Origin of the sequence: Flavobacterium hydrocarbonoxydans, from assembly GCF_009789235.1 — a bacterium.
In the GTDB taxonomy this organism is placed as follows: domain Bacteria; phylum Bacteroidota; class Bacteroidia; order Flavobacteriales; family Flavobacteriaceae; genus Flavobacterium; species Flavobacterium hydrocarbonoxydans.
Map to the genome: position 1 here is coordinate 91,654 of NZ_WSTB01000007.1, position 24,536 is coordinate 116,189.

19 protein-coding genes are annotated in these 24,536 nt (G+C 35.5%); 16 read left to right on the forward strand and 3 right to left on the reverse strand.

Annotation, left to right across the window (positions count from 1 at the left end; translation table 11 throughout):
• Positions 1-8: 8 nt before the first annotated feature.
• Positions 9-3,194, reverse strand: coding sequence for a SusC/RagA family TonB-linked outer membrane protein (locus GON26_RS13610; RefSeq protein ID WP_160375326.1), 3,186 nt, complete (start codon positions 3,192-3,194; stop codon positions 9-11).
• A gap of 299 nt (positions 3,195-3,493) precedes the next feature.
• On the opposite strand from GON26_RS13610, the gene GON26_RS13615 reads away from it, so the two are divergent.
• A complete protein-coding gene (locus tag GON26_RS13615; RefSeq protein WP_160375327.1) occupies positions 3,494-3,958 on the forward strand; it encodes a DUF1456 family protein in 465 nt (154 codons plus the stop codon).
• Positions 3,959-4,138: 180 nt separating this feature from the next.
• On the opposite strand, the gene sucC is transcribed toward GON26_RS13615, so the two are convergent.
• Complete coding sequence (sucC, locus tag GON26_RS13620; RefSeq protein WP_160375328.1) at positions 4,139-5,332, reverse strand: ADP-forming succinate--CoA ligase subunit beta; 1,194 nt, start codon at positions 5,330-5,332, stop codon at positions 4,139-4,141.
• A gap of 416 nt (positions 5,333-5,748) precedes the next feature.
• Here sucC and gltB point away from each other — a divergent pair, with 416 nt between their 5' ends.
• The 15 genes from gltB to GON26_RS13695 all read left to right on the forward strand — a co-directional run bounded on the left by gltB (position 5,749) and on the right by GON26_RS13695 (position 22,608).
• On the forward strand, positions 5,749-10,266 hold the full coding sequence (gene gltB / locus GON26_RS13625; protein ID WP_160375329.1) for a glutamate synthase large subunit: 4,518 nt from the start codon (positions 5,749-5,751) through the stop codon (positions 10,264-10,266).
• Between the two features lie 103 nt (positions 10,267-10,369).
• Positions 10,370-11,824 carry a glutamate synthase subunit beta gene (locus GON26_RS13630; protein ID WP_160375330.1) on the forward strand — a complete coding sequence of 485 codons (1,455 nt, stop codon included), beginning with the start codon at positions 10,370-10,372 and terminating at the stop codon, positions 11,822-11,824.
• A 374-nt stretch (positions 11,825-12,198) separates the two neighbouring features.
• Positions 12,199-13,422 carry a diaminopimelate decarboxylase gene (gene lysA / locus GON26_RS13635; RefSeq protein WP_160375331.1) on the forward strand — a complete coding sequence of 408 codons (1,224 nt, stop codon included), beginning with the start codon at positions 12,199-12,201 and terminating at the stop codon, positions 13,420-13,422.
• 591 nt (positions 13,423-14,013) lie between these two features.
• Complete coding sequence (locus tag GON26_RS13640; RefSeq protein ID WP_160375332.1) at positions 14,014-14,214, forward strand: hypothetical protein; 201 nt, start codon at positions 14,014-14,016, stop codon at positions 14,212-14,214.
• Positions 14,215-14,580: 366 nt separating this feature from the next.
• Positions 14,581-15,216: a hypothetical protein gene (locus tag GON26_RS13645; protein WP_160375333.1), complete on the forward strand. Its 636-nt coding sequence runs from the start codon at positions 14,581-14,583 to the stop codon at positions 15,214-15,216.
• 181 nt (positions 15,217-15,397) lie between these two features.
• Positions 15,398-15,742 carry a nuclear transport factor 2 family protein gene (locus tag GON26_RS13650; RefSeq protein WP_160375334.1) on the forward strand — a complete coding sequence of 115 codons (345 nt, stop codon included), beginning with the start codon at positions 15,398-15,400 and terminating at the stop codon, positions 15,740-15,742.
• Positions 15,743-15,757: 15 nt separating this feature from the next.
• Positions 15,758-16,114, forward strand: a complete 357-nt coding sequence (locus GON26_RS13655) for an MmcQ/YjbR family DNA-binding protein (protein ID WP_160375335.1) — start codon at positions 15,758-15,760, stop codon at positions 16,112-16,114.
• A gap of 171 nt (positions 16,115-16,285) precedes the next feature.
• Complete coding sequence (locus GON26_RS13660) at positions 16,286-16,993, forward strand: DUF2071 domain-containing protein (protein ID WP_160375336.1); 708 nt, start codon at positions 16,286-16,288, stop codon at positions 16,991-16,993.
• Positions 16,994-17,262: 269 nt separating this feature from the next.
• Positions 17,263-17,946, forward strand: a complete 684-nt coding sequence (locus tag GON26_RS13665; protein WP_160375337.1) for a GNAT family N-acetyltransferase — start codon at positions 17,263-17,265, stop codon at positions 17,944-17,946.
• 180 nt (positions 17,947-18,126) lie between these two features.
• Positions 18,127-18,543 (forward strand): VOC family protein, encoded by a 417-nt coding sequence (locus tag GON26_RS13670; RefSeq protein WP_160375338.1) that lies wholly within the window; start codon positions 18,127-18,129, stop codon positions 18,541-18,543.
• Positions 18,544-18,609: 66 nt separating this feature from the next.
• A complete protein-coding gene (locus tag GON26_RS13675) occupies positions 18,610-19,773 on the forward strand; it encodes a DUF1624 domain-containing protein (RefSeq protein WP_160375339.1) in 1,164 nt (387 codons plus the stop codon).
• Positions 19,774-20,024: 251 nt separating this feature from the next.
• A complete protein-coding gene (locus GON26_RS13680; protein ID WP_160375340.1) occupies positions 20,025-21,212 on the forward strand; it encodes a hypothetical protein in 1,188 nt (395 codons plus the stop codon).
• A 28-nt stretch (positions 21,213-21,240) separates the two neighbouring features.
• Positions 21,241-21,690, forward strand: coding sequence for a hypothetical protein (locus GON26_RS13685; RefSeq protein ID WP_160375341.1), 450 nt, complete (start codon positions 21,241-21,243; stop codon positions 21,688-21,690).
• Between the two features lie 153 nt (positions 21,691-21,843).
• A complete protein-coding gene (locus GON26_RS13690; RefSeq protein ID WP_160375342.1) occupies positions 21,844-22,398 on the forward strand; it encodes a DUF2975 domain-containing protein in 555 nt (184 codons plus the stop codon).
• Between the two features lie 3 nt (positions 22,399-22,401).
• Positions 22,402-22,608, forward strand: a complete 207-nt coding sequence (locus tag GON26_RS13695) for a helix-turn-helix domain-containing protein (protein WP_160375343.1) — start codon at positions 22,402-22,404, stop codon at positions 22,606-22,608.
• Between the two features lie 341 nt (positions 22,609-22,949).
• On the opposite strand, the gene GON26_RS13700 is transcribed toward GON26_RS13695, so the two are convergent.
• Positions 22,950-24,485: a YifB family Mg chelatase-like AAA ATPase gene (locus GON26_RS13700; RefSeq protein ID WP_160375344.1), complete on the reverse strand. Its 1,536-nt coding sequence runs from the start codon at positions 24,483-24,485 to the stop codon at positions 22,950-22,952.
• Positions 24,486-24,536 lie beyond the last annotated feature (51 nt).

Genomic DNA, 24,536 nt, shown 5'->3' on the forward strand with positions numbered 1-24,536 from the left:
TTTAATAATTATAAAGTTAAAACAAGGTTTAAACCAATAGATCTTGAGTTTGGCAATTGAGCCGTCTCGATAAATGGTGTACCTGTAGTATTGTAAGATTGTAATTCTGATGGATCAATATCACGATTTACGGCATAAATCAACCATAAATTATTTGCATACACAGCAAGATTAATTTTTTGGAAAGGTGTTTTTGATAAAATTGTTTTACTGAAATTATATCCAAGTCTCATCGTTCTTAATTTTACATAAGAAGCATCTTCTAAGAAAGGTTCTGTAATAGCTCTAATGTTTGACCAATAGGTTCTGGTACTTACACGATATGCTACATCTGCTCCTGTCGTACCATCTACACCTTCTACCAATAAACCTCCTGATGTTGGTGTTACAGCTGAATTAAGCATGGCTCCTGTGGCAATACTTGCTCCTGTTGTAGCGTTTACGATTGGGTCTCTTTTAGGATTCCCTAAGTCATTGTTACCCACTGTTTCGATACCAACTCCAGTTCTGTTAACCAAAGAATTCGAAACGGAGTAATATTTACCTCCTTGCTGGAAGTCGAAACCTAAACTTAAATCAAAGTTTTTATACGTAAAAGAAGTGGTTAAACCTCCAGTATAATTTGGTAAAATATTCCCTAAATAAACACCTAATTCTCTAACATAAGCACCAGCAGCCGTAAGCTTGGCTTTTCCGTTTTCGTCTCTCGCAATTCTGCTACCGTAAATGGCTCCCCACTCTTCACCCACTTGTTCTACTAACTGAACATTACCCATATTTGAGTTTCCTGACTGAATAACATTTCTGTCAATGCCGTCTGCAATTGCCACAACCTTTCTCTCTAAAGTTGCAAAATTGACCCCAATATTCCACTCAAAACTATTTGTTTTTATAGGCGATCCGGATAAAGCAACCTCATATCCTTTGTAGGTTTGTTCCCCTTGGTTTAAAAATACTCCGTTTATTCCTGTTGAACCATCAAAAGAAACTCTATAAGGTATCCCATTGTCTAATCTGTCAAAATAAGAAGCATCTAATGAAAGTCGGTTATTAAAGAATTTCAAATCAACACCATATTCTTTTTCTTCACGATTTCCACCTGTTAAACTTGGATTTACCAATGTACCCGGTGTTGATGATGTTGGGTATGTGCCATAAGTAGTACCTGTTGTATAAACCGGGCTCGTTTGATAAGCATTAGGAAATTGAGGTGCCATTGCATATCCTGCTCTAATTTTTCCAAAAGTAAAAATAGTATTTTCAGGAATGAATTTCGAAAAAATAAAACTTCCGGAAACACCATAAGTTGTCAATTTATTATCATTAACATTGGCTGTTGAAGAAAAATCATTACGATAAGAACCATCAACATATAAAAAGTCATCATAACCAACAGAGGCAGTTGTAAAAAATCCGCGGGTCTCACTTTTAAACCTTCTGTTTGTTGTCAACGGAATACCTACTGATGTACTAATACTATAAAATCCATCAGAAACCAAACCTCCTACAGTTTCGCTAATCATATACGTATTATCATAAAACTGGTATTCGAAACCACCCGTTGCAGCGATATCAAATTTATTGATTTTCTTTTTGTAGTTTAAGATTCCTGAAACTTCATCTCTATTTTTAATCGCAAGACTTTCTTCATACTTAGGAACAGCAACTCCGCCCCAGGCATTCGTAATATCATAATAAGCTGATCCTAAATAATTTTTTCTTAGCTCAGCTGTCGCAGTCAAACCATTAATGATTTCATAACTGGCACCAAATCTTCCGTTAAAGGTTTTATTATCTTCTTTGTTTGGCTGCTCATACTGATCGAAGAAAGGAGAATTCCATCCAAATGATTTTCCGTTTGTTGCACTCGTTCTATTCCAGGTTACAATTTTACCATTCATACGATAATTTCTTAAATCGTCCATGTTTAATTGTCTCTGGAACCATTGTCTTAAACTCGCCACTGCTGGTAAAATTAAGTTTTTATCATTATAGCCTGTCGTTTCTCTATCCTGGAATAAGATGGTAGAATATACTTTGAATTTTTTGCTCAAATTTGCTTCAGCAGTAACATTTACATCGTATTGTGTTCTGGCTGTATTGGGTACAACACCCTCTTTACTAGTTTTGGTAATACCAAAATTTATATTATAATCTTCACCACCTTTACCAGCAGACAAACTTGTTCTATTGGTTACCCCGGTATTATAAAAATCTTTAACGTTATTTGGGTTTGCAGAATAAGGCGTTAGTTTACCAAATTCAGGAGTTCCTTCTTCCCAACTGTTCCAGGCACGAACCATTTGTCCCTGCATTCTCGGACCCCAGCTTTCATCTGCCGTATAATCAACAATATCCTGACCGTCAAAAGCAGCAAAAGAAGCCGGATCATTAGCAGCATTGTATGTGTATTTTGGGAATGTTTGTGAATAACCTCCACCATATTCATTTTGAAATTCTGGTAAACCATATACATTTTCCAATGAAGAACTCACATTAAACTCTACAGACGTAGTGCCTTTTTTTCCTTTTTTGGTAGTAATTACAATAGCACCGTTGCGTCCTTCTGGTCCATAAAGAGCGGTGGCAGATAAACCTTTCAACGTATTAATACTCTCAATACTTTCAGGATTAATATCGCTGATTGACACGACTTTAATATTATCCACTACATATAGTATTTCTGTATTTCCTCTAAGTCTAAGAGTGGATGTTCTAAAATCGGCACTAGGAGAACCCTGAAATTGTACACCGGCTACTTTACCAGCTAATGCACTGTTAAGATCAGCATCTCGCACGGTTACCACATCTGCCACTCTTACTTTTTGCGTAGCATAACCCAGAGATTTTTGATCTCTTTTGATACCTAACGCTGTTACCACAACACCGTCAAGCTCTTTTGCATCAGATGCCATTTTCATGTCCACTATTTCTCCATTAGCGATAATCTCGCTAGTTTTATATCCTATAAATGAGAATACCAGCACGGAACCTTTGTTAGCACTAATTTGATAATCTCCATCAAATCCAGAAGTAGTTCCTGTTGTTCCGTCTTTTTCCTGAATGTTAACTCCCGGCATAGGCATTCCTTGCTCATCGGTCACAATTCCTCTTATTGTTATCTTTTGCGCAAACAAAAATGTAGATGCCGCTAAAAACAAGAATAAGGAAAAAATAATTTTCTTTTGTTTCATAAAATTGAGTTAATTTGTTAATTGGTTGTGGTTAAATTTTCGTTTGCAATTTAACATTTTATCATTATAAAATGCGTTTTCATAACAAAAAGTAGTAAACATTTCTTAAAATACGCATTTTACCGCAACAAACATCCTCATAAAAAGCAATTATAAGGAGTTAATTTTCTAATTTACAAAAGCTTATAAATTCAACAAGTGTTAATATTTTATTAAGTAAACCAATAGCATTGTTAATATTTTGTACCCAATAAGCAATTTAAAACAGATTGTAATGTACCTTTGTAAAAAATAAAACGATGACAAACAACGATATCTTAAAGAAGCTTCGAGTAGCATTAATGCTTCGCGATGATCAAATAGTTGAAATATTAGAATTGGTTGATTTTAGAATTTCAAAATCAGAATTAGGCGCTTTTTTCAGAGCTGAAGACCACGAGAATTATATGGAATGCGGCGATCAGGTTTTACGTAATTTCCTGAACGGATTGGTAATTCATTTGAGAGGAACCAAAGAAAATCCTAAGAACCCAAATGATGTTTTAGCCAAACATAAAGCAGAAATTCCGAAGAAAGAAAACACTAAAGAAAGACCTGAGTTTAAAGCCAGCCCAAAAGATGCTGAAAAAGGAAGAGGCGATAAAGCACCTTCTAAATCAGGACCTGCTGCCAAAAAACCTTTCAAGAAAAACAACACTAAAACTGCACCTAAAGTACAAGTAGTTGAGAAAGTAGTTTACAAAAACGGAAAGAATAAAAAATAATTTAACCGCAAAGATTTTTTAGCCACGAATTCACGAATTATTTTTAATTACAAGACTATTAAAAATAATTCGTGAATTCGTGGCTATTTTTTAAGCATACAGCTTTAACTTTACTATTTAAAACAAAAAAAATCCCTCCAATTGGAGGGATTTTCTATATATAACTAATTTCTTATCTGATTAAGAAAGTGCAGCTTTAACCTGGTCAGCAGCTTCCTGAAATTGTACAGCTGATAAAATTGGCATACCAGAGTTGTCAATTAATTCTTTTGCAATTTCAGCATTTGTACCTTGCAAACGAACGATGATTGGCACATTGATAGCGTCTCCCATGTTTTTGTAAGCATCAACAACACCTTGAGCAACACGGTCACAACGAACGATTCCACCAAAAATGTTAATCAAAATTGCTTTTACGTTTGGATCTTTTAAAATAATACGGAAAGCCGTTTCAACACGTTTTGCATCAGCAGTTCCACCAACGTCAAGGAAGTTAGCAGGCTCAAAACCAGCGTATTTAATTAAATCCATAGTTGCCATTGCAAGACCTGCTCCGTTTACCATACATCCTACAGTACCGTCAAGATCTACATAGTTCAATCCTACTTCTTTAGCTTCAACCTCGATTGGATTCTCCTCACGGATATCACGCATATCAGCATATTTCTTTTGTCTGTATAAAGCATTATCATCGATATTTACTTTAGCATCTACAGCCATAATTTTATCATCAGATGTTTTCAAAACCGGGTTGATTTCAAACATAGAAGCATCAGAACCAATGTAAGCATTGTATAATGCATCGATGAATTTAACCATTTCTTTGAAAGCATTTCCAGAAAGACCTAAATTGAAAGCAATTCTTCTAGCCTGGAAACCTTGTAATCCAACAGTTGGATCAATTTCTTCAGTAAAAATTAAGTGTGGTGTGTGCTCAGCAACTTCTTCGATATCCATTCCACCTTCAGTAGAATACATAATCATGTTACGTCCTGTACCTCTATTCAATAAAACAGAAACATAAAATTCAGACGTTTCGCTTTCACCAGGATAGTAAACATCTTCAGCTACTAAAACTTTGTGTACTTTTTTACCTTCAGCAGAAGTCTGAGGTGTAATCAATTGCATTCCAATGATTTGTTCTGCAATTTCTTCAACTTGCTGCAAGTTTTTAGCTAGCTTCACTCCACCACCTTTTCCACGACCACCTGCGTGAATCTGTGCTTTAATTACGTGCCATCCTGTTCCGGTTTCGGCAGTTAATTGTTTTGCAGCAGCTACAGCTTCAACTGCATTATTAGCCACAATTCCGCGTTGAATGCGTACTCCGTAACTTGCTAAAATTTCTTTTCCTTGATATTCGTGTATGTTCATAATATAGAATTTGTCTGGTTCTGAATTTATTTCAGAATAAAAGTGCGACAAAAGTAGCAAAATTCAACTGAATAGTAAAATCTTTTTTAATTAAAAATGTCTTCTCTTTATAATATGAAAATATTTCTTTTTAAAGCTAAAAAATCGTTAAACAAACACACTTTTATTGTTAACTCAAAATCACTATATCGTTTGAGATTTAACATAAAAATAACCGGTTTTACTAGCTTATTACTGATTTTTCCTAATATAATTCAAAATAGATTATCATTTTGTCAATTCACAATGCCTTCTATAAAATTATTATCATTTAAGAAGCGTTTTTCTAATATTACTATAAAAATGTAAGCCGAATTATAATTTCAATACATTATGTTTAACGAAATCTCTATTTTTGTAAAAAAAAAATATCAAGAATGAAAGTTAAAGAACAAGGGCTTTATTTGCCTGAATTTGAACACGACAATTGTGGTGCAGGTTTTATTTGTAATCTGAATGGTATTAAGTCTAACGACATCATTCATAAAGCATTGGACATCTTAATAAAATTGGAACATCGTGGTGCAGTTAGTTCTGATGGAAGAACTGGAGACGGAGCTGGAATTTTATTCGACATCCCACATGATTTTTTTAAAAAAGTATGTGATTTTGAAATCCCTGAAACACGCGAGTATGCAGTAGGAATGGTTTTTTTACCAAAAAGCAAAAACCAGGTTTCTTTTTGTATCAACGCCTTTGAAGCAACCATTAAAGATCAAAACTTAAAGATCTTAGGCTGGAGAGATGTACCTGTTGATGTTGAAAATTTAGGGCAAATCGCCGCAGAAAAAGAACCAACAGTTAAACAGGTTTTTGTTAGCAAAACCGGTCAAAATTTAACTGAACAGGAATTTAATGCAAAACTTTTTGCAGCTAGAAAAATTGCCGAACATGCCATAAGAGGATCTAAAACCTCCGAAAGCCACATGTTTTATTTTACTAGTTTATCGACCACTACTATAATATATAAAGGTCTTTTGATGCCAGAAGACATCAGCAGATATTATATTGACTTAAAAGATCCCGATTTAGTGACGCGTTTGGCGCTTGTACACCAACGTTTCTCTACCAATACTTTCCCTTCATGGGATTTAGCTCAGCCGTTTAGATACATGTGTCATAATGGTGAGATCAATACGCTTCGCGGAAATGTTAGCCGTATGCGTGCCCGTGAAGAATTAATGGAAAGCAAAGTTTTTGGTGATGATATCAAAAAATTATTCCCAATCATTTTAGAAGGAAAATCAGATTCTGCTTCTATGGATATGGTGATTGAGCTTCTATTAATGACAGGCCGTTCTCTGCCAGAAGCTATGATGATGGTGGTTCCTGAAGCTTGGGAAAAACACCAGACCATGTCGCCAGAAAAAAGAGCTTTTTACGAGTTTAACGCTTGTATCATGGAGCCTTGGGACGGTCCAGCTTCGATTCCGTTTACAGATGGAAACGTAATTGGTGCTTTACTAGACAGAAACGGATTGCGTCCTTCTCGTTATACTTTGACAAAAAGTGGTTTTGTAATCATGTCATCAGAAATTGGTGTATTAGATGTAGAACCAGAAGATGTAGTGAAACACGGTCGTTTAGAGCCAGGAAAAATGTTCTTGGTTGATATGAACGAAGGCCGTATCATTGAAGATGAAGAAGTTAAAAACTCTATCGTAACCAAACGTCCTTATAAAGAATGGTTAGATGCTAATTTATTGCCTTTAGCTAATATCCCTTACACCAACAACCCTACTCCGGTTGAAAAATTAGATTTCTTAACCAGACAAAAATTATTTGGTTATACAATTGAAGATTTAAAAACAATCATCAACCCAATGGGAGGTCAGGGAGCAGAAGCTATCAGCTCTATGGGTAATGATACGCCTTTGGCAGTTTTGTCTGATCAGCCACAATTATTATACAACTATTTCAAACAATTATTTGCTCAGGTTACCAATCCGCCTTTGGATGGTATTCGTGAGGAAATTATTACTGATATCAGTTTAGCAATTGGTGGCGATTTCAATATTTTCGAAATTGAATCAAAACAATGCAAAAAATTAAAAATCCAAAATCCGGTTATCTCAAACGAGGATTTAGATAAAATAAGAAACATTGATCACGCAGATTTCAAATCGGCTACTATTTCTACCTTATATAAAATAGAAAAAGGAGTTAACGGATTAGAACGTGCGTTAGAGAAATGTGTTCAGGCAACTTACAAAGCAGTTTCTGAAGGATGTAATGTGATCATTTTATCAGACAGAGGCGTGAGCGAACAAATGGCTCCAATACCAATGTTATTGGCTTGTTCTTACATTCACCACTCTTTGAATATTTTACAGGTTCGTTCGAAATTCGGAATTATCATCGAATCTGCAGAGCCTCGCGAGCCACATCATTTTGCCTTATTGTTCGGTTATGGCGCAAGTGCAATCAATCCATACATGGTAAACGAAATCATTCACGATCAGGTAAACCAAGGATTTATTACTGGAGTAAAAGCAGATTATGCTGTTGCTAACTTTAATAAAGCTATTGCAAAAGGAATCGTAAAAATCATGAACAAAATCGGAATCTCTACTTTACATTCGTACAGAGCGGCTCAGATTTTTGAGATTTTAGGTTTAAATAAAACTTTTACATCTAAATATTTCCCATACACGCCTTCTAGAATTGAAGGAATTGGATTGATGGAAATTGAAAAAGAAGTGAAAAAACGTTTTCAAAAAGCATTTCCAAATTCTAAAATCGCGAACTTATTGCCTTTAGAAATTGGTGGAATCTACAGATGGAGACGTGGCGGAGAAAAACACATGTTTAATCCAACGACCATTGCAAAATTACAACAAGCCGTTCGTTTGAACAGCCCGGAAAGTTATAAAGAATACTCTAATATGGTGAATGAGCAAAGCTCAAACTTAATGACTATTAGAGGAATGTTTGAATTTAACAATCTAGATCCAATTTCTATTGACGAAGTAGAACCTTGGACCGAAATTGTAAAAAAATTCAAAACAGGAGCGATGTCTTATGGGTCTATCAGTAGAGAAGCGCATGAGAATTTAGCGATTGCAATGAACAGAATTGGCGGAAAAAGTAATTCTGGAGAAGGTGGAGAAGATCCTAAACGTTTCCAGAAAGAAATCAACGGAGATTCCAGAAATAGTGCGATCAAACAAGTGGCATCTGGAAGATTTGGAGTTTCGATCAACTATTTGACAAACGCTAAAGAAATCCAAATCAAAATGGCTCAGGGTGCAAAACCTGGAGAAGGTGGTCAGTTACCTGGAGAAAAAGTAGTGCCTTGGATTGCAGAAACCAGAAACTCTACACCTTATGTAGGTTTGATTTCGCCTCCGCCTCACCACGATATTTATTCTATTGAGGATTTATCACAATTGATTTATGATTTAAAAAATGCCAATCGTGAAGCACGTGTAAACGTAAAATTAGTTTCTGAAGTTGGAGTTGGAACCATCGCTGCCGGTGTTGCCAAAGCAAAAGCAGACGTTATTTTAATTTCAGGTTACGACGGAGGAACTGGTGCTGCACCATTGACATCCTTACAACATACCGGTATTCCTTGGGAACTTGGTCTTGCCGAAGCACAACAAACTTTAATCTTAAATGATTTAAGAAGCCGTGTAGTTCTGGAATGTGACGGACAATTAAAAACAGGTCGTGACGTAGCCATCGCTGCATTATTAGGAGCTGAAGAATTTGGTTTTGCTACTGCTCCGCTTGTAGCTTCTGGTTGTATTATGATGAGAGCTTGTCACTTGAATACTTGTCCAGTTGGTATTGCCACTCAGGATCCTGAATTGAGAAAAAATTTCAAAGGAACTCCAGAGCACGTCATCAACTTCATGTATTTTATTGCTGAGGAATTAAGAGAAATCATGGCACAATTAGGTTTCAGAACCTTGAAAGAAATGGTGGGTCAGTCACAAAAATTAAATGTGAACAAAGCCATCAAACATTACAAAGCAAATGGTTTAGACTTATCATCGATTCTTTACAAACCGGAAAAAGCAAAAACGGTTCCGAATCACAATACTACTGAACAAGATCATGCTTTAGAAAACGTATTGGATTTTGATATCATCAAAGAAGCGATTCCTTCTATTTATAGAAAAGAAAAAACAAGAGTTACCTTTAAAATTAAAAATACAGACCGTTCTGTAGGTGCTATTTTGAGTAATGAAATCTCAAAAATATATGGCGCACAAGGTTTACCTGAAGACACTATTTTAGTTGATTTTGAAGGTTCTGCCGGACAAAGTTTTGGTGCATTTGCTACCAATGGATTGTCGTTTAAAATTCACGGAAACTGTAATGATTATTTAGGAAAAGGACTTTCCGGAGGAAAATTGATTATCAAAGTACCTCCTACTGCAACCTTCAAACCTGAAGAAAATATCATTATAGGAAACGTTGCCCTTTACGGAGCTATTACCGGAGAGGCCTATATTAATGGTATGGCCGGTGAGCGTTTTGCCGTGAGAAATTCTGGAGCAACAGCGGTTGTAGAAGGAATTGGAGATCACGGATGCGAGTACATGACTGGTGGAACTGTAGTGGTATTAGGAAAAACAGGAAGAAACTTCGCAGCTGGTATGAGCGGTGGTGTTGCTTATATGTATGATCCTAAAAAAGAATTTGATGCTACAGTTTGCAACATGGAAATGGTTGCTTTTGATCCAATCGAAGAAGAAGATATTACAAAACTTCGAAAATTAATCAAAAATCACTCTTTGTACACCAGTAGTCCATTAGCAAAAAGAATTTTAGCAGACTGGGAAAATCAACAACAAAACTTCATCAAAGTAATGCCAACTGATTACAAAAAAGCATTACAAAGAATTGCTGAAGAGAAAAAAATAGAAGAATTAATAGCGGGATAAAAATCAATTTCAAAAAACAAAAATCAATTTCAATGTCAATAGCAACGACAACAAAAAATTGGAATTTGGAATTTAAAGAAATTGGAATTTAATTTAAAAAGTCATGGGTAAAATAGGCGGATTTAAAGAATATAACAGAGCCGACGAAAGTAATATAGCCGTTGTAGAACGTGTTGCGAACTATAATGAATTTACAATTCCGTTAGCAAAAGATAAAATAAAAGAACAAGGTTCGAGATGTATGGATTGTGGAATTCCTTTCTGCCACAGTGCTTGTCCGTTAGGGAATTTAATTCCTGATTTTAACGACATGGTACATCAGGAAGAATGGCAAAGTGCATTGGAGATTTTACAATCTACCAACAACTTTCCGGAATTTACAGGTCGCTTATGCCCTGCTCCATGCGAGAAATCATGTGTATTAGGGATCATCAAAGAACCAGTTGCAATCGAAAACATCGAGAAAAACATCATCGAAAGAGGTTTTGCTGAAGGATGGATCAAACCACAAACTCCATTAACCAGAACAGGAAAAACCGTAGCCGTTATTGGTTCAGGTCCTGCTGGATTGGCAGCAGCTCAACAATTGAACAGAGCGGGTCACACCGTAACTGTTTTTGAAAGAGATAATGCTATTGGAGGTTTATTGCGATACGGAATTCCGAATTTCAAACTTGAAAAAGGAATTATCGACAGACGTGTGGCTATTTTGGAAGCTGAAGGAATCACTTTTAAAACCAATGTAAATGTTGGAGTAAACTTTAGTGTTGAAGAATTAAATTCTTTCGATTCAATCGTATTGTGCGGTGGAGCAACAGAAAGAAGAAGTTTACCAACTAAAGGAATCGAAAGCAAAGGTGTTGTTCAGGCAATGGATTTCCTGACACAGCAAACCAAAGTATTATACGGAGAAACTATCACTGATCAGGTATTAGCAACTGGCAAAGATGTAATCGTAATTGGTGGTGGAGATACAGGTTCTGACTGCGTAGGAACATCAAACAGACACGGAGCAAAATCGGTTACTAACTTTGAGATTTTACCAAAACCACCAGTTGGAAGAAGCGAAACTACTCCTTGGCCTTTCTGGCCGTTGCAGTTGAAAACATCTTCTTCGCACGAAGAAGGCTGTGACAGAAACTGGTTAATCAATACTAAAGAATTTTTGGCTAACGAAAAAGGCGAATTAGTAGGATTGAAAACGGTTGAAGTACAATGGAAAATGACTCCTGGTCAACGTCCTGAATTAATCGAAAAAGAAGGTTCTGAAAAAATATGGCCTTGTGATTTAGCTTTATTAGCTCTTGGATTTACTGGTCCTGAGAAAACGTTAAGCGAGCAATTGGGTCTTGAAACCGATTTTAGAAGCAACTACAAAGCAACCAATTATCAAACGAATGTTCCTCACATTTTTACCGCTGGTGATATGCGAAGAGGACAATCCTTAATTGTTTGGGCAATCTCTGAAGGCCGTGAGGCAGCAAGAGAAGTAGATTTGTTCTTAATGGGATCTACTAATTTACCAACAAAAGGAAACGGAGACTTACCAAGTTTGTAGCTTTTTTTGAGGCTCTAAGGTACTAAGTCGCTAAGGTTTTTTTTAGAGGCTCTAAGGTACTAAGTCGCTAAGGTTCTAAGGTTTTTTTAAACGCTTGGAATCTTAGCGATTTTTTTTTATTCCAAAAAAAAACTTAGAAGCTTAGAACCTCAGCAGCTTAGCAACTTTAAAAAAAAACAATTAAATGCTGTAAATCTTTCTATTTGTTACAAAAATGTTATTTACTTAGAGCCCTAAAGCTTAATTGTTATAAAAATCGCATTTTAACCAATTTACTCTTTTAAAATAAACAATTTGTTACATTTTGTTATTTTTATTCATTAAATTTGTATATCTACAAAAGAATAATAAATTTGCCAAAAATAGTTTAACAAATGCAAGCAAAAGATTTACTGCAGTTAGCAGACCAATTTGGAAGTCCATTATATGTTTATGATGCCGAAAAAATCCAATCACAGTACAACAGATTAACCAAAGCTTTCTCTAAGGTAGAGAATTTGAGAGTTAATTATGCCATGAAGGCTTTGTCGAATGTTGCGATTCTTCAGTTATTAAAGAACATGGGGTCTGGTTTAGATACTGTATCGATTCAAGAAGTTTTATTAGGACTTCATGCTGGCTATGAACCTGAAAAAATCTTCTTTACACCAAACGGAGTATCCTTAGAAGAAATAGAAGAAGTGACTCAAATGGGGGTTCAGATTAATATTGACAACCTTTCTATATTAGAGCAATTCGGGACAAAATATCCTAATGTACCAGTTTGTATTCGTATTAATCCGCACGTAATGGCGGGTGGAAACGAAAACATTTCGGTAGGACATATTGATAGTAAATTTGGTATTTCGGTACACCAATTACCGCATTTATTGCGTATTGTGGAGAACACCAAAATGAATATTGTAGGGATCCACATGCACACGGGTTCTGATATTTTGGATATTGAAGTGTTCCTTTATGCTGCCGAAATATTATTTGACACGGCTAAGAAATTCAAAAACCTGGAGTTTTTAGATTTTGGAAGCGGTTTTAAAGTTCCTTATAAAAAAGACGATATCGAAACTGATATTGAAGAATTAGGTAAAAAATTATCTAAAAGATTCAACGCTTTCTGTGCTGAATATGGTAAAGATTTAACGCTGATTTTCGAACCGGGGAAATTCCTTGTGAGCGAAGCAGGTTTCTTTTTAGTGAAAGTAAACGTAGTAAAACAAACGACTTCTACTGTATTTGCAGGAATCGACAGTGGTTTTAACCACTTGATCCGTCCTATGTTTTATGGTTCACAGCACCATATCGAAAACATCTCGAATCCTAAAGGAAAAGAGCGTTTTTACTCCGTAGTAGGATATATTTGTGAGACGGATACTTTTGCCAGCAACCGTAGAATTCAGGAAATTACCGAAGGCGATATCCTGGCTTTCAGAAACGCAGGAGCATACTGTTTCTCTATGGCGTCTAACTACAACTCACGCTACAAACCAGCTGAAGTTTTATGGTTGAACGGTCATGGCATCCTGATTCGTGCGAGTGAAACTTTTGAAGATTTGCTTAAAAATCAAATTCCGTTGCCACAAGAAATTGCTGCAACAGTTTAAAATAAAAAAAAAGAGAATATCAACTTTAGAATCTCAATTGTTTAGGCAATTGAGATTTTTTTTTTGGCTTGATCGTGAAGCGTGGTCGCTGTTTTTCTTTTTTGCAGAGGATTTTTTTTTAGTCATTTCTTTTTTTAAACGAGTATCTTTTGTTGTTGCAGATGCGAAGAGGATATGTGATTGCTTTGCTTTTTCTTTTTACGAAATGCTTCTTCTTACTCATTCTTATGAGGCTTTGTTTATCGTGGTACCCTTGGTAATCCTCTACTACCTCTGGTTTCTTCTCAAAACTACAGGGCAACTTTGCAAAGTAGCGAGGGGAGTTTATGAGCTGCGCTTACTACTTTCGTAACTGATGTTTATTGTTTTTTTAATCATTTTAAGAGATTACGGAATGGTGCTTCTGTTTTTTTAAATCGCCATGTCGGTTTTCTACATTGAGGAGCTCTAAACCCTCATGACATTGGCTGTTTACTAAACGGAGGAGGTATAACGCCCGTTTACATTGCTTACTTACTAAACGGAGGTGCTCTAACGCCAACTGACATCATCAACTTACTAAACGGAGGAGCTCTAACGCTAAACTACATCATGTACTCACTAAACGGAGGAGCTCTAACGCCAAATGACATTGGCAATTCACTACACGGAGGAGGTCTAACGCTAAACTACATTGCTTACTCACTAAACGGAGGAGCTCTAACGCTAAACTACATCACGTACTCACTACACGGAGGAGCTCTAACGCTAAAAAACATAGTGAGTTTACTAAAGGCGGGAGAAACAAATTAAAATAACGCTGTTCGTTTTCTGAATGTGGGAGCTCGAAAATTAATTGGATTTGCCTGTTCACTTTATGAGGAAAGAACTTCTTTAAAATTCTTTGTGGGTTTTATGAATGTGTAAGTTAAAAATCCGGACTGCGCTATCGTTTTTCGGAAAGGGAAAACGGTGTTTATAAATGAGGGTGCTTGTTTTTTAATATACTTCTTTAAATACTAAATAACATTTAGCAAATGAAAAACATTTTGACTATTTGTAAGAATAAAGTAATATATTTGAAAATTATAATACATGATATTCGTTCACTAATTAACCTGAAAAATGGTGTTACAGTTAGTGGCTATTCTAAAAAATGAACTAAATAATAACACACACATGAAAACCAAAACGATTAAACTATTATCAATCTCATTATTTATTTTAACTTCAATATTTATAGTTCAAAGTTGCGCAGTACCAGCAATGCAAAGTGCACAGATGACTTTTAAGCCAAAAGAAACTAAAAACGGGCTTATTTTTGGTTCAATTACATTTCCAAAACAAAAGGCAAAATTTAATGGTTATTTTTTACGATTAATTTGTAAATCTGAAGATGAAAAAGTTTCAAAGAAAAACTCAACTGAAATTCAATTTAGTCCTGAACAGATTATAAAAATGAAGCACAAAGGACAATTAGATAATGGACTTACTTATCTTTTTGCTATAGAAAGACCTGAAGGAGATTATGAGTTTTCTGGAATACGTCTTTTTACAAATAGTGGAATTGCAATCCTCCAAAGAAATGATAATTTAAATGATTTTTCAATTCCTTTCAAAGTTAATAAGGGTGAAATTATATACGTTGGAAATATAAATTTTAACGAATATGGTGGCAAAAATGAAAAATTAATAACTTACCAGAATAATTATGAAAAAGATCTCGCAGGAATAAAAAAAGCTCAACCTTATGTCTATTGGGATGCAGCAAAAAATGATTCCATAACAAATATATCATACGTAAGCAAACAATAAAAAACAGTTGCTAACCACTAGTAAGCTATATTCGGGGATTTGGTTAAATTTATAAATTGTTTTGTTTTAGGTTTGTTAGGTTAATCCGAAGAATGAACTTATTTAGTCTCAAACCCGTTACAGTTCCATAACTTTAGTGACAAGGATTTAGATATCGCGTTTAATTTAAAAAGGCAATAAAATGATAGATAAACATTCGGAAATTTGGGAAACATATACGACGTGTTGGAGTAACTCAAATGAAAAAGCACGAAAAGAAATATTAACAACTATTATTGACAATGACTGTGTTTATACTGACCCCAATATGGTAGCTGTTGGCATTGACAATCTATCGCATTATATGGGGCAGTTTCAACAAGGTTTTGTGGGCGTGAAATTTGCTACAACAAACTTTACGGTTCACCACGACCAAAGTTTGACACATTGGAATATGATAAACAGCGAAAATGAAATTGTTGGCAATGGAGTTAGTTTTGGAATGTTTAAAAATGGAAAACTTATTAAAATGACAGGTTTCTTTTAAAATTCATAATCTATTATGGACATTGAAAAATATAGAAAATACTGCCTTTCAAAAAAGCAAGCAACAGAAAGTTTTCCTTTTCCAAGTTTGCCAAATATTTTAGTATTTAAAGTTGTAGACAAAATGTTTACTGCAACTGATGTAAATACGTTTGAGAGTTTCAGTATTAAACATGACCCAGACACAATTGACAATTTGCGTTCAAAATTTGATGCAGTAACAAATCATACATATTTTAGTAACAAACATTGGAGTAAACTTTTAATGGACAAGTCTATTCCTGACAAAATACTTTTTGAATTACTTGACACTTCTTATAATTTGACAGTTGCAAAACTTACAAAAAAGACAAGAAATGAAATGGGGTTGTAGAAAATACCTACCGCTAAAAAGGTTTTTTGCATCAGGTGGGCTGATATAAAAACTTCAATTTTTTTGTTATAAATTTGACCGTAGTGCAAAGCTGATTTTTTGTGCAAGAAATCCTGACTGAACGCAAAGCTCCAAACCGTTATAGCAAATGTTAGAAAAACCGACACGCCAATGAAAATCCCAACAATACACGGATATATCGACAGAAGAATTTTAATCAACTTCACGGCGGATCCAAAATCGGTGGAGAAAATTATTCCCTTTCCTTTTAGACCAAAATTATACAAAGACAAAGCTATAGTTGGAATTTGCTTAATCAGACTAAAAAACATAAAACCCAAAGGATTTCCTGATTTTCTTGGCGTAAACTCTGAAAATGGCGCTCACAGAATCGCGGTTGAATGGGACGAAAACGGCGAGACAAAATCAGGCGTTTATATTCCACGAAGAGACACTTCTTTAAAATTAAACACAGTTGTTGGCGGACGAGTATTTCCAGGTAAACACTATTATGCAAAATTTAATGTAGCAGAAAAAAACGGAAATTATCATATCGACTTTAAGAGCTCAGACGAAACCGAAATATTAATTGACGCGACTGAAACAAAAATATTTAGCGACAAGTCAATTTTTGAAACATTAAATAACGCTTCGGATTTTTTTGAAAATGGCGATCTTGGATATTCACCAAACAAAAATAAATTTGACGGATTAAGATTGAAAGCATATAAATGGGAAGTTAGACCACTTAACGTTTCGAAAGTGAAATCAAGCTTTTTTGAAAACAAAGAAATTTTTCCCAATGGTTCGGTGACTTTTGATAACGCATTGCTGATGACAAACATTGAACACGAATGGAAAAGCGAAACGGATAAATAACCACTGGGTGTAACAGCTAGAGTTTCGTTGTGTGCGTAGCACGAACAATGAAGCTCCTGTTGAATGGAACCGCTCTACATACCTACCTCATACGATTTCCTATAAATGGTTTTCATAAAAAAATCTAATACCTCTCTTTTGACTAGATTGAGAAATTTGATTTTCCAGTACTTCATCAGCCGCCTTTTTTCTGACTCTCAATTATAATTTTTGGTTATATTCGTGAGGTACAAAACCCTAGTAAGTGATAAGAGACCTAACAAAATATTATGACAACCGAACGTAATAAATTAGATAACCCAGTATGGTTTTCTTTAAATGAAACGCACAAAGACAAAGCCATCGTATTTGAGGATGTGCAATTCTACCAACCTGACTATTGTCCTTTTGGGGGTTTTACCGTTATGGATGAAACTGCAAATGCTCTTAAACAATATTCGAATTCCATTTCTAATTTCTACATAGTTGGAAACCTCCCTAAATTTAATAATTCATTACTTCTGAATAAAGAATTAGTCTGTAACCAAATGGTACTTGATACCACAATCGTTATGGATACTGATGAGGAAATTGTTGCTTTGCAAAGCGAACACCAGAAGGAATTGTTTGAATTGGTTAATTTGGTTCAGCCGGGCTATTTTAAAAACAAAACATCTGAACTGGGGCAGTATTATGGAATCTTTAAAAACGATATGCTGGTAGCGGTAACTGGCGAAAGAATGAAAATGGATACTTTTACAGAAGTTAGTGCAGTCGTGACACATCCTGAATACACGGGTCAGGGACTTGCAAAAAGGTTAGTTTCGCATACCGCAAATCAAATTTTTCTACAAAACAAAATACCTTATCTGCACGTTGCGGAAACAAACACAGGTGCCATACATCTTTATGAAAAACTTGGTTTTGTTACCCGAAGAAAAATTAGTTTTTGGAACTTTATTAAAGCAGAGTGATCTAAAACAGACAGATTAACTTTTTAATTAGTATTTATATTTTTGTTAGTTGCGGCAATAATGATAATAAATAAATTCAGGAAGAAACACAACCTTAAATAGTAAAACTGGTTAACTATAATTCCAATTAGATTATTTATTACTTTAGACAGACTTTTGATGCACTAAAAAAACTGCAATATGGAAGACCAAAAAAACCAGACAACTTCAGCTGCTGACGTTACTCCAAAGGTAACTGGAATTGGCGGTATTTTCTTTTTTTCAGACAATCCGAAAGAAACCAGAGAATGGTATAGTGCGAACTTAGGATTGGAAACCAATGATTATGGTTCTAGTTTTGAATCCAGAAACCTGAATAATCCTGAAAAAATTGATACCCTGCAATGGAGCCCTTTCCAGAAAGGAGATGCGTATTTTTCTCCTTCTAAAAAAGAGTTTATGATTAACTATCAGGTTCAGAATATAGAAGGACTTGTAGCCAAACTTAAAGAAAACGGCGTTACTGTACTCGACAGTATTGCGAGTTACGATTACGGAAAATTTGTTCATATACTGGATCCCGAAGGCAATAAAATTGAATTATGGGAGCCAGCCTAAGTTGTCCTAAAACTACATAATGGTGATTTATTTATAATCTGTTTTAACCTTTTTATCCCCAAGAAAATGAAAAGAGAAAATTCAATTGATATTGTTCGAGGAATTGTAATGATTATTATGGCTTTGGACCATGTGCGTGATTTGATGCACGTTGATGCCATAACGCAAAGTCCTACTGATTTAGCCACCACTACACCGCTCTTATTTTTTACCCGATGGATTACACATTTGTGTGCTCCTATTTTTGTTTTTCTGGCAGGAACCTCCGTTTTTCTTTCGTTAAAAAATAAAAACAATATTGCCGAAGTAAAAAGTCATTTAGTAAAAAGAGGTTTTTGGCTGATCTTCCTGGAATTTACGGTTGTCAACTTTGGTTTATTCTTCGATATTGGTTTTCATACTCTTTTATTTGAAGTGATAGCCGCAATAGGTTTCGGGTTTATTATTTTAGGATTACTGCTTAAAACACCTGCCAAAACTTTAGGTATCACAGGTTTAGTGATTCTTTTTTGCCATAATTTGCTGCCTGTTATTCCTTTTGCAGAAAATTCAGTTTTTAAGGCTATTTTGACGCCTTTCTTTAGTCCGGCTGCCTTTCCGCTTTTTGCGGGGAAAGTTTTTGTGATGGGCTATCCTCCTATTCCGTGGCTTGGGATTATGCTGATTGGTTTTGCTTCAGGACGTTTTTTTGCAACCGAAATTACGGCTAGAAAAAAAACATTTCTCACCATCGGATTGGGTGCTTTGTTATTATTTATTGTCATTCGGTTTATCAATATTTATGGCGATCCTGTTTTATGGGCGACACAAAAAGATGCCGTATTTACTTTTTTGTCTTTTATGAATGTAACCAAATATCCGCCGTCGCTACTGTTTTGTTTGGTAACATTAGGAATTTTGTTTCTACTGCTTGCATTTGCTGAGCAATTTAATGAAACCATTAAAAAAGTTACCGCTGTTTATGGCAAAGTACCGCTGTTTTATTTTGTTATTCATTTTTATCTGATACACACCATCACGCTTTTAGTGCTTTTTGTACAGGGTTTTAGCTGGTCACAATTAGAATTTGCATCGGGCACTTTTGGGAGGTCAAAAGACATCGAAAGCGGGTTGCCTCTTTGGGCAATTTATGTAATCTGGATTGCTGTTGTAGCTGTTCTTTATAAACCGTGTGTGTGGTTTGGAAATTATAAAACCCATAATAAACAGTGGTGGTTAAGGTATATTTGATTCTATAATTTTTGACTAAAGTCAATTGATAAAATAAAAGTTTCTAAGCTAGCCCCGATGGAAACGGTATCTCCCGATTTAGAAAAACAAGGCTTTTTAGCCGTAGTTTTTGTTAATCGGGAATTTAGTGTACAGCGGGACGGGTGGTGGTTATGAAAACGAATACTTTCTGCTCCTTAAATTTCAAATATATTTTGTCTGAATTCATTCAAAACGAATATATTTACAGCTTCAAAACAATTGTTTCCAGGATGAAAAAAATTACCCTACTCTTCTCTATATTTTTTTTAATATTTTCTTCCTGCGGTGTAAAAACGACCCAGGCACTGATAAGCGACGGGAATTATGATGGCGCCATAGACCGCGCTGTCGAGTCGTTACGAAACAATAAAGATTCGAAAGGAAAACAGGATTATGTGTATTTGCTGGAAGAGGCTTTTGCGAAGGCAAAAGAGCGGGATTTACGCAATCTTGAGCTTTTGGTAAAAGAAGGAAATCCTGCCAATGCAGAACGCATTTACAATACGTATCTGCAGCTGAATAACCGTCAGGAAAAAATAAGACCTTTATTGCCATTGCCGTTATTGAAACAGGGAAAAAATGCTTATTTCCCGTTTGACAGCTATTCTAATGAGCTTGTGAGCGCCAAAAATGCTTTGTCTAAATATTTATATGAAAATGCTTCGGCACTTTTAAAATCTAAGAACAAACTTGATTTTAGAAAAGCTTACGATGATTTTGCTTATTTGGAAAGTATCAATCCCGGCTACAAGAATGTAAAAAAACTGATGGATGATGCGCAATATAAAGGAACCGACTTTGTAAATGTGTATGCCCAAAATGAAACCAATATGGTTATTCCGAAGCAGCTTCAGGACGATTTTCTGGATTTTAAAACCTACGGATTAAATGATAAATGGACGGTTTACCATAGTGCAAAACAAAAAAGCATTATTTACGATTACAGTCTGGCAATCAATTTTAGAGCCATAAATATTTCGCCTGAACAAATTAAGGAAAAGGAATTTATCAGGGAAAAACAGGTGAAAGATGGCGTAAAAACGCTTTTGGACAGCCGTGGAAAACCTGTTAAAGATAGTTTAGGCAAGGAGATAAAGGTGGATAAATTCAGAACACTTCGTGCTAAAATATATGAATTCAGACAATTTAAATCGTGTCAGATAACGGCAAAAGTTGATTATTTAGATAGCAGAACAAATCAATTACTGCAATCGTTTCCGGTAACGAGCGAATATGTCTTTGAGAATGTATATTCGACTTACAAAGGAGACAGAGGTGCCTGGGAGGATAATTATACAGACTACTTTAATAGACGTGCAGTTCCGTTCCCTAATAATGAACAAATGGTTTACGATACGGGCGAAGATTTAAAAGCCAAACTTAAAGATATTATTGTCCGAAATAAATTTAGAGGATAAACGAATATACTACCCTAAAAAATACCACATGAGAAAAAACATTTTCAAATTAGTCTTCTTTTTATTTCTTTCAGCCAATGTATTCAGCCAGACTCTTGCTGATTTAAAACTTAAACCTAAAGAAATACCTAAATCCTATATCCTGACAGACAGCGAAAATTGCATTTCGTTTCAGGCCTGCAACTTTTACAAACAAGTCGCGATGTACAGCCCATATGTGGGAAAAGTAAAAAATAAAGACGTACAGCAGTTTGAAAGTAAAAACGCAAGCGGTACCATTATGTATTTTGAATTTGAATATAAATTTAAAGGAGAAGGTTTCCTCGAAGGTTTATTGTGGGGAAATACTAAAAAACCCTCTGTTGAACATCCTGAAGAATATTTTGTAAAAGGTAATTTACTGGTTATCTGGAGTTTTAAAAGTGGCAGCCAGATCAAAAAAATATCCGAAGATAAAGTAAAAGGGGTTTTGAAGTAAAGTTCCGGAAGCTGTTTAAAAGCTCAGTCTTTCAAAGTATTTTTAAAATTTTAAATCCTGTTACCAATAAAAATTAATTGCTAAAAGAAAAATATTTATTGTTTATCAATAAATATTTATATATTTGCAATGTAATTTTTAAACTTTGTAAACATGGAAATTAAAATTAGTACCCAACAGATTCTAAATTTTTTACTCATCCTTTCGTATATCATCTTTTTTGGTGTTTGCTTCGAAGCGGGAGGTTTTATATGCAATGCCATTTATATCATGATGACCGACCCAATTCCAACCCATAAATTTTGGGCAGAATTTGATTTGACAAGTGTTTATCATTATGATGCAGGTCATTTTTTGGTCATGACTTTCTTCATGAGCATTACAGCCATCATGAAAGCCCTTATTTTTTATCTGATTATTAAAATTCTGCACGATAAAAAGCTCAATATGCTACAGCCCTTTACAAAAGATGTGGTCCGTTTTGTCTTTAGTGTTGCCTACCTCACTCTGGGTATTGGTTTATTTTCGTCTTGGGGAGCAAAATACTCCGCATGGCTCATCAGTCTGGGCGTCGAAATGCCTCAAATACAAGTCTTACGTTTGGCCGGAGCCGATGTCTGGTTCTTCATGAGTATTACCCTTTTTGTAATCGCACAGATTTTTAAAAGAGGAATCGAAATTCAGTCTGAAAACGAACTAACCATATAAGCCATGCCCATAATTGTAAATCTCGATGTCATGATGGCCAAAAGAAAAATGTCGCTCAACGAACTTTCTGAAAAAGTCGATCTCACCCTATCAAACCTTTCGATCTTAAAAACCGGAAAGGCAAAAGCAGTACGATTCAGCACTTTAGAAGCCATTTGCAAAGTACTGGATTGCCAGCCAGGGGATATTTTGGAATTTGTAGAGGAATAAGTCTTTAAATTCCAACTCTGAAATTGGTGAAAAATTCCAAATTCCAAAAAAAAAACACTTTTTAGGTTTTTAGGAGCAGAAGTATCCGTTACTACAGAAGACCAGTCCCGCTGTACACTATATTCCCGATTAACAAAAACTACGGCAAAAAAGCCTTGTTTTTCTAAATCGGGAGATACCGTTTCCATCGGGGCTATTTATAACGTTTCATTTTCATAAGAAACGATAAAGAAATTCTAAAAAATAAATTCCAAAAATTCCAAACTCCAAAAATTCCAAACTCCAAATTCCAAATTCCAAAAAATCTAAAATCTAAAATCTAAACTCTAAAATCACTAATTCTACCCCAGCCACCCATCACGATCCAAACTTCGGTACTGAATCGCTTCGGAAATATGCAGCGAAACAATTTGTGGCGAAGCATCTAAATCGGCAATCGTTCTGGCAACTTTCAGGATTCGGTCGTAAGCCCTTGCCGAAAGATTAAGGCGTTCCATGGCATTTTTCAATAATTCTTTAGAGGCATCATCAAGAACACAAAACTCACGGATTTGTTTGGTATTCATTTGTGCATTATAATGAATATTAGGTAATGCTTCAAAACGAGCCGATTGTAATTCACGGGCTTTGGTAACACGTTTTCTAATTTCTACACTGCTTTCGGCTTTTCGATCATCCGATAATTTTTCGAAAGGAACTGGTGTAACTTCGATATGAATATCGATTCGGTCTAATAATGGTCCGGAAATTTTGCTCAGGTAACGCTGCATTTCGTGTGGCGAAGAAGTATTAGGCGTACTCGGATCGTTAAAAAAACCACTCGGACTTGGGTTCATACTCGCCACCAGCATAAAAGATGATGGATAAGTAACGGTAAACTTAGCACGCGAAATCGTGACTTCACGGTCTTCCAGCGGCTGACGCATGACCTCTAAAACATCACGTTTAAATTCCGGCAATTCATCCAGAAACAAAACACCATTGTGTGCCATCGAAATTTCGCCAGGCTGCGGATAACTTCCTCCCCCAACAAGCGCCACGTTCGAAATAGTATGATGCGGACTGCGAAACGGCCTTTGATTCATTAAACCTACTTCTTTAAGTTTTCCGGCTACGCTATGAATTTTGGTAGTTTCTAATGCCTCACGCAAAGTCATTGGAGGCAAAATACTAGGCAATCTTTTGGCCAACATGGTTTTTCCGGCTCCGGGAGGTCCTATCAAAATAATATTGTGTCCACCGGAAGCCGCAATTTCCATACATCGCTTGATACTTTCCTGTCCACGGACATCAGAAAAATCAAATTCCGGAAAATCCAAGGTTTGATAAAACTCTGCCCGTGTATCAATTGTCGTAGGTTCCAGTGTTCCTTTTCCGGCAAAAAAATCAATTACTTCCTGAAGATTTTCGACTCCATAAACATCAAGTCCGGCCACAATCGCCGCTTCTTTTACATTTACTTTGGGCAAAAAGAACCCTTTATAACCTTCTTCTTTGGCTTTTATGGCAATAGGCAAAGCACCATTTATGGATTGCAAACTCCCATCTAAAGAAAGCTCTCCCATAATTATATACTGATCGACATCAGGCGCTTTTATCTGATCTGAAGCGACCAAAATACCAATTGCCAACGGTAAATCGTAGGCAGAACCTTCTTTACGTAAATCGGCGGGCGCCATATTGATTGTGATTCTTTTTCCGGGTAAACTTAATCCGTTGTTTTTTAAGGCAGCCGCAATCCGGAAACTACTTTCTTTTATAGCACTATCAGGCAATCCTACTAAATGATAGCCTATCCCTTTATCCATGTGAACTTCGACAGTAATGGTCGTTGCTTCTACTCCAAAAACGGCACTTCCGTAAACTTTAATTAGCATAATTTTCTTTCATTAAAAGTTTAAATCTAATGAAAAAATATTTATTTATAA

Bases quoted from the DNA above. Each gene is read 5' to 3' on its own strand.
- GON26_RS13610 (WP_160375326.1), bottom strand. From the start codon at position 3,194: ATGAAACAAAAGAAAATTATTTTTTCCTTATTCTTGTTTTTAGCGGCA.
- GON26_RS13615 (WP_160375327.1), top strand. From the start codon at position 3,494: ATGACAAACAACGATATCTTAAAGAAGCTTCGAGTAGCATTAATGCTT.
- sucC (WP_160375328.1), bottom strand. From the start codon at position 5,332: ATGAACATACACGAATATCAAGGAAAAGAAATTTTAGCAAGTTACGGA.
- gltB (WP_160375329.1), top strand. From the start codon at position 5,749: ATGAAAGTTAAAGAACAAGGGCTTTATTTGCCTGAATTTGAACACGAC.
- GON26_RS13630 (WP_160375330.1), top strand. From the start codon at position 10,370: ATGGGTAAAATAGGCGGATTTAAAGAATATAACAGAGCCGACGAAAGT.
- lysA (WP_160375331.1), top strand. From the start codon at position 12,199: ATGCAAGCAAAAGATTTACTGCAGTTAGCAGACCAATTTGGAAGTCCA.
- GON26_RS13640 (WP_160375332.1), top strand. From the start codon at position 14,014: ATGTACTCACTAAACGGAGGAGCTCTAACGCCAAATGACATTGGCAAT.
- GON26_RS13645 (WP_160375333.1), top strand. From the start codon at position 14,581: ATGAAAACCAAAACGATTAAACTATTATCAATCTCATTATTTATTTTA.
- GON26_RS13650 (WP_160375334.1), top strand. From the start codon at position 15,398: ATGATAGATAAACATTCGGAAATTTGGGAAACATATACGACGTGTTGG.
- GON26_RS13655 (WP_160375335.1), top strand. From the start codon at position 15,758: ATGGACATTGAAAAATATAGAAAATACTGCCTTTCAAAAAAGCAAGCA.
- GON26_RS13660 (WP_160375336.1), top strand. From the start codon at position 16,286: ATGAAAATCCCAACAATACACGGATATATCGACAGAAGAATTTTAATC.
- GON26_RS13665 (WP_160375337.1), top strand. From the start codon at position 17,263: ATGACAACCGAACGTAATAAATTAGATAACCCAGTATGGTTTTCTTTA.
- GON26_RS13670 (WP_160375338.1), top strand. From the start codon at position 18,127: ATGGAAGACCAAAAAAACCAGACAACTTCAGCTGCTGACGTTACTCCA.
- GON26_RS13675 (WP_160375339.1), top strand. From the start codon at position 18,610: ATGAAAAGAGAAAATTCAATTGATATTGTTCGAGGAATTGTAATGATT.
- GON26_RS13680 (WP_160375340.1), top strand. From the start codon at position 20,025: ATGAAAAAAATTACCCTACTCTTCTCTATATTTTTTTTAATATTTTCT.
- GON26_RS13685 (WP_160375341.1), top strand. From the start codon at position 21,241: ATGAGAAAAAACATTTTCAAATTAGTCTTCTTTTTATTTCTTTCAGCC.
- GON26_RS13690 (WP_160375342.1), top strand. From the start codon at position 21,844: ATGGAAATTAAAATTAGTACCCAACAGATTCTAAATTTTTTACTCATC.
- GON26_RS13695 (WP_160375343.1), top strand. From the start codon at position 22,402: ATGCCCATAATTGTAAATCTCGATGTCATGATGGCCAAAAGAAAAATG.
- GON26_RS13700 (WP_160375344.1), bottom strand. From the start codon at position 24,485: ATGCTAATTAAAGTTTACGGAAGTGCCGTTTTTGGAGTAGAAGCAACG.